Here is a 20,380-nt window from a genome sequence, read left to right as displayed (position 1 = left end):
CAATGTTGATCAAAAATTAGAACTATTGGAGGTTTCTGACGCTAAATGAATCCAATAATTGTAGCCCACTTTGACTCAATCGAAGATTGGTTGCTACTAAGTTCCGTGGTTGCCGATTATAAAATAATCAGAAGAGAAATCGCCCCGAGTGATGGTAAAATTCGCCTTAAAGTCACCTTTGTTGATGGAAGTCTGGCTGAGTTGTTTGAATATGTGATCGTTACAGAATCTGGACTTAATCTATCAAAGTATAGTTTTCATTGGCAAGACATGGAAGGGAAGCTCAAATGTCGCTGGGATAATGCTCCGCATCACCCAGAATTACCCAACGCTCCTCATCATAAGCACAACGCCGACCAAACAGTAATAGGAATTTCAAAAGTTCTCGATCTACTTGATATTCTCAAAGAAATAGAAAAGACTCTACCATCAAAAAAAGACCCTTCAAAGCTGTGACTGCCTCAAAGGGTCTTCTCATTTTCAGCAACGATATGGGTAGAATTATAATCCTGAATTTCCCAGTTGCTAAATTACCTCAATCGCCTCAATTATTTTAATCACCTAATAAGCAAACACCCTAAAACCCCGCCTTCTTATTTTGCTCTATATATTTCCCAGACACTGGATAGAAACCCATTTCTTCCACGATCTTCTGGCCTTCGGGACCCAGCTCGAAAGCGATCAAATCTTTCACTGCACCTTTGGGCTTGCCATTGGTGTATTGATACAGCGGGCGGGCAATGGGATAAAGGCCAGACTTCACATTTTCGACGATCAATGGAGAGACAGGCTTTGATTTGGCATCTGGGGCGATTTCCAGCACCTTAATGCCCTCGATCATCTTGCCATGCTCGTCATGCAGATAGCCGATCCCAACATAGCCGATTGCGCCCTTATCCGTCTTGATCCCTTCGATGATCTGGGCATTGCCGTTCATCTGCTTCATCTTGGGCGAATAGTCCTTGTTGCCCAGCACAAATTCCTGGAAGAACACATACGTTCCCGAATTGGGCTGACGACCATATAGAGAAATAGCCAGATTGGGTCCACCCACTTCGCTCCAATTGGTGATCTCACCACGGAAAATAGCGCCGACTTGATCTTTGGTCAACGATTTAATGGGATTGCTGGCATTAACTGTAACTGACAGACCGTCGATGGCAATGGCGATCTCGGTCGGAATTACCCCATTTTCTTTGGCCTGGGCATATTCTTTCTCTTTCATCTCCCGAGAAGAATTGGCAATTTGCACTCGATTGGCGATCAAAGCGGCAATGCCAACACCCGAGCCGCCACCTGTCACAGCGATAGAAACATTCGGATTTTTCTCCATATAAGCCTCAGCCAATTTCTGGGAGAGATTGACGATCGTGTCCGAGCCTTTGATCTGGATGAAATTCTGAGCCAGAACATTTCCTCCGAACAAAAGCCCAATAATTATGGTTAACAGTGTGAAATTCTTTTTCATGATTGATACTCCTTCAATTTAATTTTTGATTAAGTCGTTAGCGTTAGTCATTGCGATCCGCCGAAGGCGGAGAAGCAATCTTTGAATAATTATAAGATTCCTTCGCTTCGCTCGGAATGACTAATTTTCTATTTTGCAGTACTCTTTAGTCTGAGTTATTCAACGATAATCTTCCCTGAATCAAATTTATAATACAATGTCAATCGGCCCGTGATGTCATTGTCCAGCCCATCTTTGGCGTAGCTTTTGATAATGACATTGGGCATGATATGAAGATTAGCAGAAGGAATATAATCCAAACCTGCAAAGATCATGGTGAACTCATCATCAGTACCGCTGGTCAATTTGCCAGTGGCTTTGTCGAATTTGGTGCTGACGTTATCTTCGTTATTGTTGTCAAAGAAGTCGTAGCGAGCGAAGGCTTTCAGCTTCGGAATGGGCGTAATCACTGAGCCAAAAACCGAATAACCAAAGCGCTTCACATCCACAGGTGTTGACGCCGTGATCTTGTATTCTTTCTTCACGTCATCATAAGCCGTGGCGACATTTTCAATACCTGATTTCTCATTGGTTCGGAAAAAGGCTTCGGCGCCGAGGGTGAATCTTGGATGATCGTACCCGACAAAACCTTTCACGGTATTGTAACCTTTGCCAGCGGCATAGTCTTTCGCCGAGCTCAAATTGGCAGCCGTTTGCTTGCCCGTCGGATCCTGGCTTTCAAAATCATAATAACCTTCCAAAATCAAGCCTTTTATTGGGGTGAGCCAGAAAGCATAGCCGATTTTTTTGAAGCGATCAATTTCCGAAGATCCACACCCTGTACCATTGAAAACGGTTAGCCAGTGGTGGACCTTTCCTCCTAAGAGATCGCCTTTTAGCGAAATGCCCATATCAGCCGACGAGCTGATTTTTTGCAAGTCCATAATGGTTTTCTCAATCGAGCGATAGCCCCAATATTCTTCCGAATTTTTGAAAGCATTGGTCTCTGCTAAGCCGAAATAAATTCGATGCTGTGGTATCAGATTCGTCCATTCCAAATATGCATGCTTCACGAAAGGGTTAATTTTTGTTGCTGAGCCATAACTAGCATGCTCCGATTCCAACCGAAAGCGCACTTTGATGTTCTGCGTAATGTTATTCTCAAACGTGAAATAAATACGCCGAAATTGAAAAGCATTGCGGTCCTTTTCAGCATTAATGCTGTTTTTGAATTGATAATAATAATCAGAATAGACCAGCCCATCGATTTTGGACTCGATTTGAGCCTTTAAAACAAAAGGCAGAAATGCTAGACAGAACAGTAATAATCCTCTTATTCTCATATTCCCTCAAAGTAAATTTTGATTTCTCCCTCTAATAACAGATGAATTTATTCCCTCAAGAAAAAATCACTTTTTTGAACCTGCACCACCTCCTTCATGGTTGATATGGCTATTGAGTTATTGTTAGTGAGTGTGATAAAAAATTGACGATCAGATTAACCACATTATGTTACATTCACGTTACAAAAGTATTACAATTTGATGAAATCTTGATGATTTTTTGCTTGTAATCTCTATCTTTAAGAAAAGAGCCAGAGACAAAAACTCCATATCTCTGGCTCTCTGAGGGAATAAGAGAATAGAGAGGTCAAATCTTTTTGTGAATTATTATTACCTGATCAGCATCATCTTCTTTGTCAGTACTGTAGGCCCAGCCTCCAGGCGATAGAAATACATTCCGCTCGGAAGACCAGGAGCATCCCATTGAACATAATGCACACCAGCAGATCGCTTGCCATTGACTAAAGTGGCCACTTGCTGACCCATGATGTTATAAACCGATAGTTTCACCACAGCCTCTTTGGGCAAACTGAATTGGATCGTAGTGGTCGGATTAAACGGATTCGGATAATTTTGCATCAACGAGAATTCATTAGGAATATTTTCAGCCAATTTCGACCGTACAGATGTAGGAACTCGGAAATTAAAGCTGGTCCAACCAGCAGTCCAATCAACATTTCCAAAGGCGCCGATGTAAGTGGCAGAAGTATCAAAGAAACCATCATTGGGAGGCGTGGCCCCACCTGTGAACACTGGCGACCCAGAAGTTGGCATGACATTGGGATTATTCAGATTGAAAGGATCTACCAACTGAACATCGCTGTTGTTGGCAAACACCCTGCCACCATTGCTGGTAAACCAACTCTCCATTGTCCCCTGAAATGTCGCATCGGTCGACTGAAAATTCGTCCCCATACCCGAAAGAATGCTATTCTTCACATACGTTGCCCCAGCTTGAGCATCGGCAACCGTCGTCGCACCATCAATCAATATTCCCGTCGGCCAACCCATTACCAGTGCATTATGAATCTTATTCTGCGACGATCGCCGCAAATGCATCCCACGTTTGTAATTGGAATTCACCACGGTGCTGGCCGTCGCCTTCGGACCAATCAACGTCACATTCCACCACGTCGGCGAAGTTCGCGGCGTATTGGTCGATCCAGAACCATCGTTATCCGACTCAAAACCGTTCGAACCAGACACATCCGCAACCTCTGGATCACGTATCCCAAGCAAGAATTGCAACTTGCCCTGATAGCCAAAATCCGTATCAAAATCATCATCCAGGCCACGGTAGGCAATCAAATATTTGCAATTCACCGTCCCGCCAAACCATTCGTACGAATCGTCATTGGCATAACTGACCTGAATGTGATCTATCTGCGTACCGCGTCCCACACCACCTAATGTTAAACTGTTAATCTCATTATTCGGTGAAAAAGCGATCCCTGCATAATCGATCCGAACATAGCTCAGCACACCACTGTTGTCATCTGGATCATTGCCACCGTAAGTATCGCCCGGTCCTTCAATCGCAGCAGTTCCTCCTGGCACATTGATCGGCGCCTTCCCTAAAATGATGATGCCGCCCCAATCGCCTCGCTGCGGGAGCTGACCAGAACCAGGCTTTGCATATTGACTGGTAAAAATAATGGGGCGATAGGCAGTCCCTTTGGCCATAATTTTTCCACCAGGTTGAACAATCAGCGAGCCCTGCGTATTGAATTCGCCGTAGATGATCGTCCCAGCCGGGATTGTCAGGGTAGCGCCTGCTTTTACTCTAACAAAGCCTCTTAACAGATAGGTTGAGTCAGCGTTTAACGTCCGATCAGTTGTGATGTCACCTTGCAAAATTACTTCCTGCGCGCCAAGGCTGCTTACCACAACGAGTAATGCAAACAATAAATGTAATAACCTCTTCATTGAACCTCCTGAAAGTTAAGTTAATTTTCGTTGAAAATGTTTCAATTTGAATAACTCACCAAGCGAAGGCCTTCCGATTTGATGAAAATTTGTTCTTCGAAGAACTCAAAATGACAAAACAATGGCATGATGAGATACCCAAATTCAATGTTGTTAAAATTGATAAGTAAATCCTGCGGAAAAGCTCCTTCCCGTCTTCCGAAGCTCGGCTATTTTATCGCCTTCCAAAGTTCTCTGCACAAATTTGTGATCCTGATTCAGCAGGTCTTTAGCTGAAAATTTAAAGGTCACATGCTCAATCAATTTAGCTGAGAAGGTGAGATCGACTTGATCTCGGGGCAATTCGATGATGTCACCCAAATTGGCAAAGCCCACACGAGAAATTTTTTGCCCAACTTTGTTGTAAATTAATGACCCAGAAAATTTCCCTTGCAGATCTTCGTAATACAGACCGAAATTTGAGATATAATCCGCTTGACCCTGAAGCGGCCGTTTTGCAACTTGAAATCCGTTGCCACCATTTAGATGTATTTCTGAATGGATAAAACTAATATTGCCAACAAAACTGAAATTTTGTAGCATCGAGGCAACAAAGCCTAGCTTCTTCTTTGCTTCAATCTCCACACCATAAGTTGTAGCCTCTTTGGCATTCTGATAGGACCGAATCGGTTGGAATGCAGAAGCTGCAAGCAAAACCTGCTCAATTGGATTATAAAGCTTTTTATAGAAACCGCTGATTGCCACCAATTCCAAATTAGTCGGATAGAATTCATATCTCAAATCATAATTGGAAATCAGACTTCTTTTTAGATTTGGATTCCCTTCGACCAGCTCATAGGTTAAAAAGTCGAAATAGCTGAATGGCGCTAATTCACGGAATTCCGGCCTGGCTAAGGTTTTAGAATAGGCAGCTCGGACGTTCATCTGATGAGTTAGAGCGTATGCGAGATTTACACTTGGCAGCAAATCTTTATAAACAGAATTCACCGAAACTGGCTCATTGGTAATTGTGAATGAATTGAGTTTCTGCTGCGATTTTTCATAACGAACACCCGTGATGACTTTGAGTCGGGCAAACAGATCAAAACTGGTCATCAAGTACGCAGCAGACACATTTTGATCTGAGACATAGCTATCGGCTGGCTTGGTTATTTCCATTATTTCGATGAATCTGTTCCCGAAATTTTCAGGGGCAAAAATCTGCTCAACAGGAGCGGTCATGAGCTGATCTTCTTTCAAAAAATTTCCACCTGGCACATTCCAGAATCCAAACGTTCGAGCATCGAATTGGCGGTCTTTTTTGTCGTAATGTACGCCGAGTTTCAATGTTGGGAGCGAAGGATTCTCAAATATTTTAATTAAGAAATTGGCGCTAGCACCCCGATTATTATCATCCAATTTGCCAAAGAACCTGGTAGCAAGCGATGCATCGAGCAGAAATCGATACGGTGCATCAGGCTCGTACAAATCTCTGCTATAAACATATCTTCGGGCATCAGGTTCATCTCTTTTAGAATTCCCATAATTAACGTTCCAATCGAAGTTAACCCCTCTGAGGATGGCAAAGTAATGCTCTCCGATGAATTGCGATGAAAACAGCGAGCGGGAAATGAATCTCAATGATGTTGATTTTCGATAGTCTGGAAAATAATATGAAGGACCTTCAAATATGGTTGTTTCATTATCTGTATTTTGACTGTAAATATTTTTCAGACTCATTTTATGATTTTGGGAAATTTTCAAACTGGAGTTAAACATACCACTCCAAAAGATCGCATTCGCAAAATTTCGACCTGTATATTGATAGCGAGGCCCATCGAATGTGAAATAGTTGTTTTGAAGATCAACAACTTCATCATTGTTGGAATAATTAATCGATGCGATATAACCTAACTTTGCCTGGCCAAATTCATGCGAATTCCCTAGGCTAATTTTGAAATTTCCTTTCATCGGGGCTCTGGTGGTCGATGTTTGCCAATTATTCTTAAAAGCCAGACCAATTGTCTTTAGCTCATCAGAGCTATAATTGCCTCTGCTGACTTTTTTTGAATTGATCATGCCTGGTAAAGATCGGTTGCCATCATCAATTCCTAACCAATCCATACTTCCGCCATTATAGCTCAAAAATTCCTTAAAACTGGTTAGCGAATTATAGCTTGATGAGGCACTGAAACTGAAGTTCAGTTTCGATGGAAATTCAACTGTGCTAATTTCGATCAAACCACCAGAAAAATCGGCAGGTTTATCTGGCGTTGCTGTTTTCAAAGTCAGCAAATTTTCAATTAGATTCGCTGGAAATAGATCGTAGGAAAAGCTCTTCTTTTCTGGATCGGTACTCGGCAATGAAGACCCATTGAGTAGCGTATTATTATATCGATCTCCAACCCCTCTGATATACGCATACCGGCCTTCCGACATAGTCACGCCCGTCATTCGTTTTAAAACATCGGTTCCGTCCGAACTATTGTTTTTGGTGATCAGTTCAGCACTTATGCCGTCGATAATATTTCTCGCATTTTTCTGAATATTCAGCACGGAAACCTCGCTGGTCTTCAGCGCTTCAGCTGTGACAACCAGCTCTTTAAATTCAACTGTGGCGGGCGGCATTGAAACATCAATTTTAGTCTCTTTTCCAGACTCTACAGTCACTTCATCCACAGTGACCGTCTTATAAGATATATATGTGAACCTCAAGCTGTACTTCCCTGGTGGCAAGTTTTTTATAATGTAATTTCCATCCAGGTCAGTTGCAGCTCCGAAATTCGTACCGACAACCAGTACATTGGTGCCAATAAGGGGCTCATTATTAGATTGATCAGTTACCCTCCCGCTAATAAAGCCCTTTTGTTGAGCGATAGATATGGCTGTGAGAAGTAAGACAATTGCCAGAACCATTAGTGATGTTACGATTTTCTTCATCTCTCTTATCCCTTTCAATTTTTTCCCTCAGTATTTTTGATTCACTAACAAAATTCCCTTATTGAAGAACCTCTATTCTCTATTGACAAATAAAGTTCAATTAACGATTTTCTTTTTTTTGCTGGTAATGATCCTAATGCCCGAACTAAAATTATCATTTTTTGAACGCACTCAGGATCATTCCCATTAAAATAAATATAGTTATTTTCATAATCAGCAGATTCGGGATAACCATCGTCGATGTAAAGATATGCCATCGATACCTCATCTGGCTTCAATTCATATTTTAGTGTGCTTTTAACATCTCAATTGCATAAAATATGATCAAATCATGTTACAATTAAATTACAAGAAGGTTATATTTCAATGAAAATTCTAAGCGCCCTTCTGGGTGAAAAGTTGACGCTTCGATATTGTTAATCGCTTATAAATCTGAAGCGCACGGTAGCAAGCTTAGAATGCACTAACAATGAATTATTCTAAACTCATTTGCTCCACAAGACCGATAGATAGAATAATTCGCATTTTTATTAGTTATTTGAACAACAACCAAGTTATATTTCAGGTAAAATTTTCACTTGACTTTCAATGAATAATCCGGTATTATTAAATAAGCCCACCAGCAAATCAGCCAATTGGGAATAAGAGAATAGGTAATTGTGATGAAACAATTGTGGTGGAGCATCATCGCCTGTATTTTCATGGGCCTTGGAAGCCAGCATGCTGCTCTCGCCCAACAATCATTTATCCAAGAAGCCCTTGCCAAAATCTCCGCCGATTCAATCCGCCAGCATATTGAAGTGCTAGGGCATGATTCTCTGCAGGGCCGAGGAACGGGCAAGATTGGCGAGCAAAAAGCCGCTCGGTACATCGCCCGGTATCTGCAACGAATTGGTATTCGGCCGATGGGCGACCATGGCAGCTACTTTCAATCCATTCCCATGCATGGCAGCTTTCCCAGGCCTCAGTCCAAATTCCTCTATTTTTCCCAAGAACAGGAGCAAGCTTTTGTCCTCGAACGAGACTTTTTGCTTTATAGATCGGGCGCCCAGACCTATCTCCCCCAGCTTGTACCATTGGTGTTCGTCGGATACGGCATCATCGCTCCCGAATTTGATTATAACGATTATCAATCCGTTGACGTGGAAGGCAAAGTGGTCGTTTGTCTCTTTGGCGAGCCGCCTTCGGATGATCCCTCTTATTTTAGCGGGCTAGCTCCGACCGTTTATTCCTGTCCCGAGGCGAAACAGCGCTTTGCCATATCTCGCGGGGCTCTGGGAACAATTCTGATCCCTCGACCTGGCGACCGCTATTTCGATTGGACGCGGGCCGTCAAAGACTTTGCCTTTGAAGACGTCACCCTGGCCTATTCACCAGCGGGAAACTTGGCCGTGCTCATGAACTCTAATGCTGCCCAACGGCTGTTCTCAGATCATACCATTTCTTTGGATGACATTTTTCAGATGGATCGCAGTGGCTCTATTCGCAGTTTTCCTCTGACTGGCAAAGTTTCGTTCAAAGGAGAATTTCAGGAGCGAGATTTTTTTTCGGCTAATGTGATCGGGTGGCTACCAGGGATCAATCAACCACCTTTTCAAAAATTTGTGATCATTTCAGCCCACTACGATCATTTAGGGATCGGACCTGCAGTCAAGGGAGATTCGATTTATAATGGCGTTATTGATAATGCTGGGGGCGTGGCCGCTGTGCTGGAATTGGCGAGGGTCTTTGCCTCGTTGCCGATCAAACCTTTGCAATCGGTTATTTTTCTCTTTTTGTCAGGTGAGGAAAAAGGATTGCTCGGTTCTACTTATTATATTGACCATCCTGTCGTCCCTTTGCATAAAACCATTGCCAACATCAATGTCGATGGGCTGGCATTTTTCGATGAATTTCAGGATGTCATCGGCATCGGGGCTGAATTTTCAACGTTGGAGGAACATTTAGCGCAGGTTGCCGCCAATTTCGATCTCGAAGTCTCCCAATTTCCATCGGACTGTATAGCTCTGGAGGCGTTCAATCGTTCAGATCAGGTGGTGTTTGCTAAGGCAGGAATCCCTTCGATTTTGATCTCCGAGGGATTCTCATATCACAATCGCAGCCGAGAGGAGGGTTTGCTGTGGATCAACCATTGGATGCAGCATTTTTACCATTCGCCGTTCGATGATCTGAATCAACCCCTGAATTTTGAAGCAGCACGGCAGCATTGCCAGCTTCTATTCGCTTTTTGTCATCCTATCGCTGATGGTGCCTTTTATCCTGACTGGAAACCAGGCTCGCCGTACCTTATGGCACGATTGCGTTCCTTGGCAGAAAAGAGGTAACTATCGGCCTAATATCCCGTTCCGAAAGCCTAGATTCCTCGGAAAAGTGAGGTGAAGCTGGGTATTTGAGAATTTTGTGCGGTCTTAACGCTGAAATGACATGCCTCCTCCAGTCTGCTCTTCGGTATTCGCAAGGGTGCTTTGCTTTATCATATACACAAATTCAAACTAAAATTGCTAAATCATCAGCCAAATTGAACATGAACCAAAGATGAGAATTCTGCTGAATTTTTTCCGAATAATTTTTCTGATCGCTGGTTGCGCAGGCGTCCACCAACCACAGGTGAATATAATTCGCCTTAAAGGATCGGATACCATGTTGCCGCTCACCACTCGCTGGGCCGAAGCCTATATGAAGCAACATCCGAATACTTCGATTTATGTGGCAGGAGGAGGCTCAGCCTTGGGTTTTAAAAGCTTAATCAAAGGAGACTGCGATATCTGCGCATCCTCCCGCCCCATTCAGTCCCACGAAGCTCAACTTTTGGCGCAGAAATACGGCAAAATTGGCATGGCATTCTTGGTAGCGAAGGACGCTCTCAGCATTTATCTCCACCCAGAAAATCCTGTTCAGAATTTAGCCCTTGACCAGGTGAAAGCGATTTTCACAGGAGCTATTAGCCAGTGGAGTGAGGTTGGGGGTAATCGCGAACCCATCCATGTCGTCGTGCGCTCGCCCAACTCGGGCACATATCTCTATTTTATGGAGCATGTACTAGAAGGCCAGCCTTATGTCTCTGGCGCCCAAATAACTCCAACTACGACGGCTATGGTCAAGATCATCTCCGAAAAAGTAAATGCCATTGGCTATGGCGGTATTGCTTATGGTCAAAATCTCAAGCATTGCCATATTGACAATGTCGCCCCAACGCCGGAAAATGTACGCTTCGATCGCTATCCTATTGCTCGATATTTATACCTCTACACTATTGACACGCCACAAGGAGAGGTGAAAAGGTTTATCGATTGGGTGCTGAAAGATGGACAAGCGATCGTTCGCCAAGTGGGCTATATTCCGATCTGGGAAGTCCAAAGCAACTAGATCGAAATCGCATTGGTTTCGTGACGATTTAAATTATTTGACAGGAAGAATGGGATTATCGGGATAAATAAAGTTGATATGACAATCGAAATTGGTCAAATGATTGTTCGTAGCAATAGAATTTCAGCCTTGTTTAAACCAAATTAGCCCTGCTAAGTAAGTTGACTGGCCAAAGTAGCTGAAATGATTCCCCAGATCATTCCCACCAGCACATCGGTCGGAAAGTGCACCCCCAAATATATCCGAGATAGGCCGACCAGGGATGCCCAAATGAGCATCGGGATCAGAAGAACAGGAAATCCACCACCGATCACTATCGCGATGATGAATGCCGCTGTCGTATGTCCCGATGGGAAACTGTATCGATCGGGTGCATGAATAAGATTTTTGATTCCAGGCAAGGCCTCAAAAGGCCGCAGGCGGGTGGTCTTCGATTTGATCAGTTTATACAGCGGCAGTTCGATGGCAAACGCTAGCAGACCAGTGAGCACCACCTTCAAACCGATTTGCCAATCCAGCAGCAAAATCATCCCCCCTAAAAAAGGATACAAATAGCCATCGCCTGTACGGGTGACGAACTTCATCAGCCGATCCAGAAAGGCTCGGCCGTTCCAGCCAAATATACGCAGAAAGATATTGATGTCCCAGGCAAGTATCGTATTCATATTTTCACCTTTTATTTTTTTCCACACTCAATTTCGTTATTCAATATTACAGAATGATGACAGCATCATTAAATTCAGATGAAATTTTCATGTAAATTTTACTGGGCTAATTTTATACCAAAATGAAGTTGTGAACAAAATGGATTTTATAATTCCGGGTGCTATCGATATATTGTTTGGGTTGAAAATTAATTGATGCTCCTCTTTATCGAGATATTTTTTCACGAGCTAATAGAATAAAGCTCAGTTTGTTATCCATTTGCTTTCAGTAGGCAGCAAAATGGATTTGCCTGCAGTCTCATATATTCATCAAAAATTTTTTGAAAATTTCAAAAATTTTTCTTGACTTTTTGAAAAGAAATGTTATATTATAGCTGTGAAAAAATTCACAATGTGAAAAATGTAACAGTCCAATTAAACAACAATGGAACAGATTTCAGAAAAATCGATCGAGCGACTAATTCTTTATCGCAGGCTGTTATTGGGGCTCCAGGCCCGAGGGGTTAGCCATATTTATTCTCATGAGTTAGCGGCTATGGCTGGAGTGACGGCCGCTCAATTGCGCAAAGACCTTACGCCCACTGGATATTATGGATCGCCAGTATATGGGTATGAAATTAATCAATTGATGAGCAGCATCAGCGAGATCATCGACGCTCCCGAGATGCAAAATGTGGCGTTAGTGGGATTGGGGCAATTAGGCCGAGCGGTGTTAGATTATTTTCAAGGTCGTAGACCAAAGCTACAAATTATGGCGGCATTCGATACCGATCCAAGCAAAATTAACCGTGTGATCCATGGTTGTCGCTGTTATCATATCGATGAGCTTGAGAAGGTGATCAAACAAAACAATATCATTGTTGGGATATTGGCTGTGCCTCCGGACGAGGCCCAGGAGATCGCCGAGCGGATGGTGATGGCTGGGATCAAAGGACTATTAAATTACGCTCCAGTACAATTGAAATTGCCCGAAGATGTTTATGTCGAAAATCGAGATATGATTATGGCAGTGGAAAAAGTAGCTTTTTTTGCTAGACAATCATTGAAAGGAAAAGAGGTCGGCATACATGAATCCATCAGTTGAATCGATTTTGGAAAAATACCCCAATGCGAAGCGAGATGCCCTGATTCCAATTTTGCAGGAGGTGCAGGAGAGCCAGGGTTATCTTTCAAAAGAAGCGATCGCCGCCATTGGCCGGCATCTTGGTTTGCCCGTCAGCAAGATATATGGTGTGGCGACCTTTTACAATCAATTCCGTTTCTCACCTCGGGGGCAATATCATATTCAAGTTTGCCGAGGGACCGCCTGTCATGTTAAGGGCTCAGCCAAGGTGTTAGAGGCGTTAAAGCAAGAACTCAAATTGGAACCAGGCAATACCACCCGCGATGGGCTATTTAGTCTCGAAGTAGTTGCTTGCATTGGAGCCTGTGGATTGGCGCCCGTCATCGCCATCAACGGGGAGTTCTATGCAAGTCTCACACCTGATAAGGCCAGAAACATCATCAAATCCTATCGCAGAAAAGGAGCAGGAAATGGTTCACGTCAATAATTTCATCAAATGTTGTGATCGATGCTGGCATAGTCTCGATCATCCCTGCCCAGATCTGATCGACTGCATCAATCGGGGGCCGCTTTGCCATGATGACCAAACCTGTCATCATCGACGATTGGAGCAGTTACAGAATCATCGTCGTACCCGGCTCGAACGTCCAGCCATCTTCGTAGGCACTGGAACCTGTGGTCTGGGAGCTGGCGCTGGATATACCTTGCAAAGGATTAAGCAGTATTTGCAAGATAAAAATGTGATTGCCGATGTTTATGAAGTCGGCTGTGTTGGCTTATGCGTGGGCGAGCCGATCGTGGACATCCAGCTTCCCAATCGGACCAGAATTTCGTATCAGAAGATAACCGAGAATAAAGTTGATCAGCTTCTCGATTGTGCGCTGGCTGGGGATGTCTTGATGGATCACGTCATTTGTCAATACCCCGATGGTGCTGCCCAGCCATGGCAGCACGTCCCTTTTATCACTGAGCATCCTTTTTTTGCCCCACAAACCCGATGGGTGTTGGCCAATTGCGGCATTATTGATCCGACCAGCATCGAAGAATATATCGCAAACGGTGGATACCAGGCCCTTGCTAAGGCGATTCATCGGTTGACGCCAGCCGAGCTTTGTGATTTGATCGAACGAAGCGGCCTACGCGGTCGAGGTGGCGGCGGTTTTTTAACTGGTCGGAAATGGAAATTGGCATTAACGACACCTGGCGATCAAAAATATTTCATCTGCAATGCCGATGAAGGGGACCCGGGTGCATTCATGGATCGGGCGGTGATTGAAGGCGACCCATTTCGCGTATTAGAGGGGCTCTCCATCGCGGCTTATGGTATCGGCGCGAACAAAGCCTACATTTACATCCGCGCCGAATATCCTTTGGCGATTCGGCGTCTCAAGTCCGCCATTTCCCAGGCCAAAGATTATGGATTATTGGGTTTCAACATTTTGGACAGTGGTTTTTCGTTGGATGTGATCATCAAACAAGGAGCGGGGGCGTTCGTCTGTGGTGAGGAAACCGCACTCATTCACAGCATTGAAGGCAAGAGGGGCATGCCACGACCTCGTCCCCCCTATCCTACTCAACATGGACTATTCGGTCAGCCCACTGTGATCAATAATGTGGAGACCCTGGCCAATGTACCTGAAATTGTGCTAAAAGGTCCTGAGTGGTTTAGTTCTTTAGGGACAGCCGCGAGCAAAGGGACAAAGGTCTTTGCCTTATCTGGCAAAATCGTTAATACTGGCCTGGTTGAAGTTGCAATGGGGACAAAGCTGCGCGATATTATCTTTCGCATTGGAGGCGGCATTCCCAATGGCAAATCTTATAAAGCCGTTCAAATCGGTGGCCCATCTGGAGGATGTATCCCAGAACAGCATCTCGATATCGAAATCGATTATGAGACCCTCCAAGGGGTTGGAGCGATGATGGGCTCTGGTGGTCTGGTCGTCATGGATGAAACCACATGTATGGTTGATGTGGCCAAGTTTTTCATGGATTTCATTCAACGGGAAAGTTGCGGCAAATGCATCCCCTGTCGCGAGGGCACCAGACGAATGCTGGAAATTTTGCAGCGCATTACCCGTGGCCGGGGTAGCGAAACTGGGATTGCAGCGCTGGAGCGTTTCAAGGGAGTTATGTATTTGAATCGTTTGGCTGAGGTGATTAAGGACACAAGCCTCTGTGGTTTGGGCAAATCGGCTCCCAATCCAGTGCTAAGCACGCTCCGCTGGTTCAAATCGGAATACGAGGCCCACATTTACGAACGAAAATGCCCAGCCGGCGTTTGCGCTGAACTGCTGTTCTACAAAATCGACACGAGTAAATGTACTGGCTGCACGCTCTGCGCCAAAAACTGTCCTGCTGAGGCCATCGTTGGCAATCCCAAAACGCCACATTTTATTATTCAGGACAAATGTATTGGTTGTGGCACCTGTGTGGATAAATGTAAGTTCGGCGCGGTTATTGTGGAATGACGTGACCAAAATGAACCCTTTGCACTTGTTCTTTTGGCGGATCGGACAGCGGTTTTTATGTGGATACAAACAACACGCTTCGGAGAGAAAGGAAAAAACCTCCCAAAGGCAATGATGTGATAGCGAATGAAGAAGGTGTCTCAGTGATGAATAGGTGTTGCGCGGAGTGTAATGGGATGCCTTTGGGAGGTCATATTTCCAAGAAAAGTTGATTCCTATTCGGATTCGGTCAGCCATGAAATAGAGATTTAACAGCGATTCATCTTCTTTTGAAAGATAAAATTGCAAACATGACTTGACCAATTTGCGGGGGCGAATCGCATACCTTAGACAGATAAAGATCATCAGATTTTGACGGAATAGAGGGAAGAAACCGATGCAAATCGAAATTAACAATCGCAAAATAGAAGCACGGCCAAATGAGACAATTTTGGAGGTGCTGAATCGTACTGGAATTAAGGTCCCGACATTATGCCATCTGAGTGGACTTTTTCCCAGTGGAGCCTGTCGCATGTGTGTCGTCGAAGTCGAAGGATATTCTGGATTGATACCCAGTTGTGCATATCCTGTGCAACCGGGGATGAAGATCAAGACGCATTCCCCCCGTGCGATTCGGGCCAGAAAAACTATTGTTGAACTATTGCTCTCGAACCATCCTGACGATTGTCTTTATTGCGTGCGCAACATGTCGTGCGAGCTCCAGAATCTGGCAGAAGAATTGGGTGTTCGACAGCGCCGCTATGCTGGTGAGAAAAACGAATATCATGTGGATACCTCCAGTCCGTCCATCATTCGCGATCCATCGAAATGCATTCTTTGTGGAAAATGTGTCCGCGTCTGTGAGGAGATCCAGGGTGTTAGCGCCATAGATTTTGTGAATCGCGGTAGTCGGGCCCATATCGCACCGGCCTTTGATTCTGGTTTAAATATCTCCAGTTGCATCAATTGTGGACAATGCATCATGGTCTGCCCGACTGGCGCATTGCGGGAAAAAAGTGACATCAAAGAGGTCATTGCGGCATTAGATGATCCCGATAAGTTTGTTGTCGTCCAGCACGCCCCAAGCATTTCAGTCACTCTCGGGGAGGAATTTGGTTTAAAGCCTGGCAATGATGTAGTGGGCATCATGACTGCGGCGTTGCGGCAATTGGGGTTCGATCGCGTATTTGATACTGCCTTTTCGGCCGATCTCACCGTGATGGAAGAGGCCAGCGAATTGGTGCAGCGCATCCAGACTGGGGGCAAATTGCCAATGCTGACCAGTTGTTCTCCTGGCTGGATCAAATTTGTGGAACAATTTTATCCTGATATGATCGAAAACCTATCCACCTGCAAAAGCCCGCAGCAAATGTTAGGGGCAATTGTGAAGAGCTATTTCGCTGAGCGTGAGGGGATAGATCCCAAACGAATATTCAGCGTATCGATTATGCCATGTACTGCTAAAAAATTTGAGGCTGAACGACCAGAACTAACTCAGCACGGCGTTCCAGATATTGACGCTGTTTTGACCACCCGTGAGCTTGCGCGCATCATCCGAATGAGGGGATTGGATCTGAAAAACATGTCGCCCGAGCCCGCTGATTCGCCATTTGGTGAGCGAAGCTCAGCAGGAAAGTTGTTCGGCGTGTCCGGCGGCGTCATGGAGGCGGCAATCCGCACCGCCCATTTTCTATTGACCGGCAAAGAAATGGCCGCCCCGCGGATCATGGACCTCCGCGGCTTAGACGGGATCAAACAAGCCCGAATTCAAATCGGAGATCTCGAGTTAAATGTGGCTTCGGTGAGCGGATTGAAAAATGCTAGAGAATTGATCGAACAGGTGCGAACAGGAAAAAAACAGCTCCATTTCATCGAGGTTATGACCTGCCCTGGAGGTTGCATTGCAGGCGGCGGACAGCCTTTGGCTGCGAATTTCGATGCGATCAAGGCGCGGATGAAATTGCTTTATGATATCGACCGCGATGCGGCAGTCGTAGCGGCTCACAATAATCGGTACATTAAAAAACTTTATCAGGATTTCCTGGGGACTCCGCTCAGCGAGAAAAGCCATCATTTGCTCCACACACGATACCAGAAACGTGAGGTAATGCTTTAAGATGAGATTCAGCATTGTTAGGGTCCCATTCAGCAAGAAATCAGCTCTTGAGCTGAGAGTACTCGCAGCTTAGAGCCTGTAAAATTAATTGCCAAAGGCGTCTGTATTCAGGACCTGATGCATTGATCATGGGGAGCGCCTAATCTTCATCAAAACGTCAAATAAGTTAGATCAATAGCGGTGGCGTCGAAATCATTTTAGAAGTGCGAAATATCGGATATCAAAACAAAAAGCGGAGCGGATCGTTCGCCAAGATCTCATACAATGAATTTATTTTGAAAAAGGAGTAGCAGGTTGGGAGACAAATATCGACAACCTCTGATCACCACCATCAAGGACCGGTGTCGAATGTGCTACACGTGCGTTCGAGAATGTCCTGCGAAAGCGATCCGAATCGCCAATGGACAGGCTGAAGTCATCGCTGAGCGATGTATTGGCTGTGGTAATTGTGTTCGCGTTTGCAGCCAGAAGGCCAAATCCGTGGTTAGCTCCATCGCTGCGGTGATCGAACTGCTGAAATCTGGAGAGCAAGTAGCAGCTATTATTGCTCCCAGCTTTGCAGCAGAGTTTGGAGATCTGGATCATAAACAATTGGTGGGCATGATCCGCGCCCTGGGGTTCACATACGTCAATGAAGTGGCATTTGGGGCGGATCTGGTTGCTCGGAAAACCAGGGAGCTCCTGGCAGAGGCAAAAGATCGTGCTTTTATCACCACCCCCTGTCCAGCAGTATTTGGTTATGTGAAACGCTACCATCCCGAATTGATCGATGCGTTGGCGCCGGTCGTTTCGCCTATGGTAGCCACCGCCCGAGTGCTGCGCAAGATGCATGGAGATCAATTGAAAGTCGTGTTTGTTGGACCATGCTTAGCCAAGAAATTGGAATCTTACAGCGATGAGATCTCAGATGAAATCGATGAAGTTTTGACCTTTGAAGAGTTGCATCACTTGTTCGATACCTATTTGAGCAACAATGGTGCTCACAAGACCATCATCGCCAGTGATTTTGATCCACCGCGTTCGCATAAGGGATCCTTATTTCCTATCGGCCGCGGACTGTTGGAGACGGCGAATATCCATGAGGACCTGGTGAGTAACGAAGTGATTTCCGCCAGCGGACGCACCAATTTCATCGATGCGATTATGGAATTCAGTTCTACAAAGACCAATGCCAAATTATTAGATGTCCTCTGCTGCGATGGTTGCATCATGGGTTCCGGCATGACGACGGCTGCACCGTTGTTTCGCCGCCGGGCACTGGTGAGCAATTACACTCGAAAAATCATACGGGAGCGGAATTTCGAGGAGTGGGTCTATTACATGGAGAAATTCAAGCACATCGACCTGTCTCGTTCGTTCATTCCCAATGATCAACGCACTAAAACCCCGGTCGAAACTGAAATCCAGAAAGTTTTGGCTCAAATGGGGAAAACAAAACCTGAAGACGAACTCAATTGCGGCGCGTGCGGATACGATACCTGTCGCGAGCATGCTATCGCCATCTGCAATGGGTTAGCTGAAATCGAGATGTGTCTCCCCTACTCCATCGAACAATTGCATAAGACGATCAATGAGCTGGCGATCTCCAATGAACAATTGGCCAGCACTCGGGAAGCGCTCATTCAATCGGAAAAATTGGCCAGCATGGGTCAACTTGCCGCTGGGATCGCGCATGAGATCAATAACCCGCTCGGCGTCGTGCTTATGTATGCCCATTTGTTATTGGATGAACTTGATGCCCAATCCGAAATCCGAACAGATCTGGAGATGATCGCTCAGCATGCAGATCGGGCCAAGAAGATCGTGGCAGGTCTCTTGAATTTTGCCAGGCAAACAAAGGTCAATTTGACAAAGGTCGATCTGCGAAGCTTGATCGACGATGCGATTAAGGCGATCTTATTTCCAGATAACATCACGGTAATTGCGGAACACCATTTGACCGATCCCATGGTAGATCTGGACCGAGATCAGATCATTCAGGTGCTGACCAATCTTTTCAGCAACAGCGTCAATGCTATGCCTAATGGAGGGCAACTGATTGTGCAAACCGAGGGAGATGCGGAACAAGTTCGGATCAGCGTGAAAGATACCGGGATCGGCATTCCGGAGAGCATTCTCCCAAAAATCTTCGAGCCGTTCTTTACTACCAAAAAATCTGGCAAGGGAACTGGCCTGGGACTGGCGATTACTTACGGGATCGTCAAAATGCATTATGGTAAGATCGATGTAGTTTCTAATGCGGATCCAGCCGCAGGGCCGACTGGCACCTGCTTTACAATCACTCTGCCTCGGTCGGGCCGAAAACCGAATGGGACATTGGCAGAAGCGGCAGATCATAGCTGAGATATTTTCTCCTTCGGGGCCATTTCGCATTCATTAGCACTTGGCAGCTATGTGACTGAGCTAGGAGGATAAATCATATTGGCGACAACACAAATCTTTTATGGTTTTTCCTGCAACCCGAAATAGAATTTGAAAACGAACAAAGTATGAAGCGCTCTGCGATTTTATTTGCTCAGCAGGGCTAAATTGATTTGACATAATCGAACAGATTCGAAGTTCAAATTGTTAATGCCAATTTTGAATTTGAAATAAAAATGAATTTGCAGGCACAGAGATTTCGTCAACATATTTCTCATAAGGAAATGCAAATGACAACACAAGGGACAAAAAAAACGATATTAGTGGTCGACGATGATGTCGACTTTCTCATGCAGATGAGAATAAATCTTGAGGATGCTGGCTACAATGTTGTTACTGCTGAGGGGAAAAAGCAAGCCGAAGAGCTATTAGCTACTTTGCATCCTGATTTGGCCATCGTAGATTTGATGATGGAGCATTTTGATGATGGTTTTTCACTGGCGTACCACATCAAAAAGCAGGATTCGGATCTCCCGATCATCATTGTAACTGCCGTTACCAGCGAGACTGGGCTGGAGTTTGATGCAGCCACTGAGGAGGAGCGAGCTTGGATCAAAGCCGATGCGTTTCTTGCCAAACCAATTCGGTTTGAGCAATTGTTGCGTGAGATCAAAAAGCTCCTAAAAGAATAGCTTGTAATGCGTAGCGATGCTTATCATTGAAAAGG

General features: G+C 45.0%; 14 protein-coding genes. 9 read left to right on the top strand and 5 right to left on the bottom strand.

Annotated features, from left to right (window positions below; all coding sequences use genetic code 11):
- The first annotated feature begins 45 nt into the window (after positions 1-45).
- Entirely contained in the window at positions 46-456 is a 411-nt protein-coding gene (locus ONB37_08880) for a DUF6516 family protein (protein ID MDZ7400261.1), read from the top strand.
- A 121-nt stretch (positions 457-577) separates the two neighbouring features.
- Here the strand turns inward: ONB37_08880 and ONB37_08875 are convergent, their stop codons facing one another.
- From ONB37_08875 to ONB37_08860, 4 genes are all read right to left on the bottom strand, one after another.
- A complete protein-coding gene (locus ONB37_08875) occupies positions 578-1,468 on the bottom strand; it encodes a phosphate ABC transporter substrate-binding protein (protein MDZ7400260.1) in 891 nt (296 codons plus the stop codon).
- A 155-nt stretch (positions 1,469-1,623) separates the two neighbouring features.
- On the bottom strand, positions 1,624-2,790 hold the full coding sequence (locus ONB37_08870; GenBank protein ID MDZ7400259.1) for a hypothetical protein: 1,167 nt from the start codon (positions 2,788-2,790) through the stop codon (positions 1,624-1,626).
- A 330-nt stretch (positions 2,791-3,120) separates the two neighbouring features.
- Positions 3,121-4,716: a T9SS type A sorting domain-containing protein gene (locus ONB37_08865; GenBank protein MDZ7400258.1), complete on the bottom strand. Its 1,596-nt coding sequence runs from the start codon at positions 4,714-4,716 to the stop codon at positions 3,121-3,123.
- Between the two features lie 153 nt (positions 4,717-4,869).
- On the bottom strand, positions 4,870-7,635 hold the full coding sequence (locus tag ONB37_08860; protein MDZ7400257.1) for a TonB-dependent receptor: 2,766 nt from the start codon (positions 7,633-7,635) through the stop codon (positions 4,870-4,872).
- Between the two features lie 662 nt (positions 7,636-8,297).
- Between ONB37_08860 and ONB37_08855 the strand changes: the two genes are divergently transcribed.
- Together ONB37_08855 and ONB37_08850 are read left to right on the top strand one after the other, a co-directional pair.
- On the top strand, positions 8,298-9,959 hold the full coding sequence (locus tag ONB37_08855; protein MDZ7400256.1) for a M28 family peptidase: 1,662 nt from the start codon (positions 8,298-8,300) through the stop codon (positions 9,957-9,959).
- 211 nt (positions 9,960-10,170) lie between these two features.
- Positions 10,171-11,001 (top strand): phosphate ABC transporter substrate-binding protein, encoded by an 831-nt coding sequence (locus ONB37_08850; protein ID MDZ7400255.1) that lies wholly within the window; start codon positions 10,171-10,173, stop codon positions 10,999-11,001.
- 152 nt (positions 11,002-11,153) lie between these two features.
- Here the strand turns inward: ONB37_08850 and ONB37_08845 are convergent, their stop codons facing one another.
- On the bottom strand, positions 11,154-11,666 hold the full coding sequence (locus ONB37_08845) for a phosphatase PAP2 family protein (GenBank protein MDZ7400254.1): 513 nt from the start codon (positions 11,664-11,666) through the stop codon (positions 11,154-11,156).
- A gap of 424 nt (positions 11,667-12,090) precedes the next feature.
- On the opposite strand from ONB37_08845, the gene ONB37_08840 reads away from it, so the two are divergent.
- From ONB37_08840 to ONB37_08815, 6 genes are all read left to right on the top strand, one after another.
- Positions 12,091-12,750: a redox-sensing transcriptional repressor Rex gene (locus tag ONB37_08840; protein MDZ7400253.1), complete on the top strand. Its 660-nt coding sequence runs from the start codon at positions 12,091-12,093 to the stop codon at positions 12,748-12,750.
- Positions 12,734-13,216 (top strand): NADH-quinone oxidoreductase subunit NuoE, encoded by a 483-nt coding sequence (nuoE, locus tag ONB37_08835; protein MDZ7400252.1) that lies wholly within the window; start codon positions 12,734-12,736, stop codon positions 13,214-13,216. The genes ONB37_08840 and nuoE overlap by 17 nt, the downstream gene beginning before the upstream one ends.
- Positions 13,200-15,197 carry an NADH-quinone oxidoreductase subunit NuoF gene (locus tag ONB37_08830; protein ID MDZ7400251.1) on the top strand — a complete coding sequence of 666 codons (1,998 nt, stop codon included), beginning with the start codon at positions 13,200-13,202 and terminating at the stop codon, positions 15,195-15,197. Before nuoE ends, ONB37_08830 begins: the two co-directional genes overlap by 17 nt.
- 376 nt (positions 15,198-15,573) lie before the next feature.
- The gene (locus tag ONB37_08825) at positions 15,574-17,292 is read left to right on the top strand and encodes an NADH-dependent [FeFe] hydrogenase, group A6 (GenBank protein ID MDZ7400250.1); all 1,719 of its coding nucleotides are present in this window, start codon (positions 15,574-15,576) and stop codon (positions 17,290-17,292) included.
- A gap of 294 nt (positions 17,293-17,586) precedes the next feature.
- A complete protein-coding gene (locus tag ONB37_08820; GenBank protein MDZ7400249.1) occupies positions 17,587-19,635 on the top strand; it encodes an ATP-binding protein in 2,049 nt (682 codons plus the stop codon).
- A 308-nt stretch (positions 19,636-19,943) separates the two neighbouring features.
- A complete protein-coding gene (locus ONB37_08815; protein MDZ7400248.1) occupies positions 19,944-20,345 on the top strand; it encodes a response regulator in 402 nt (133 codons plus the stop codon).
- Positions 20,346-20,380 lie beyond the last annotated feature (35 nt).

It is taken from the genome of candidate division KSB1 bacterium (assembly GCA_034506395.1).
GTDB lineage: Bacteria > Zhuqueibacterota > Zhuqueibacteria > Thermofontimicrobiales > Thermofontimicrobiaceae > Thermofontimicrobium.
Note: the sequence above shows the minus strand (reverse complement) of the source record. Positions and strands in the feature narration are given on the sequence as shown.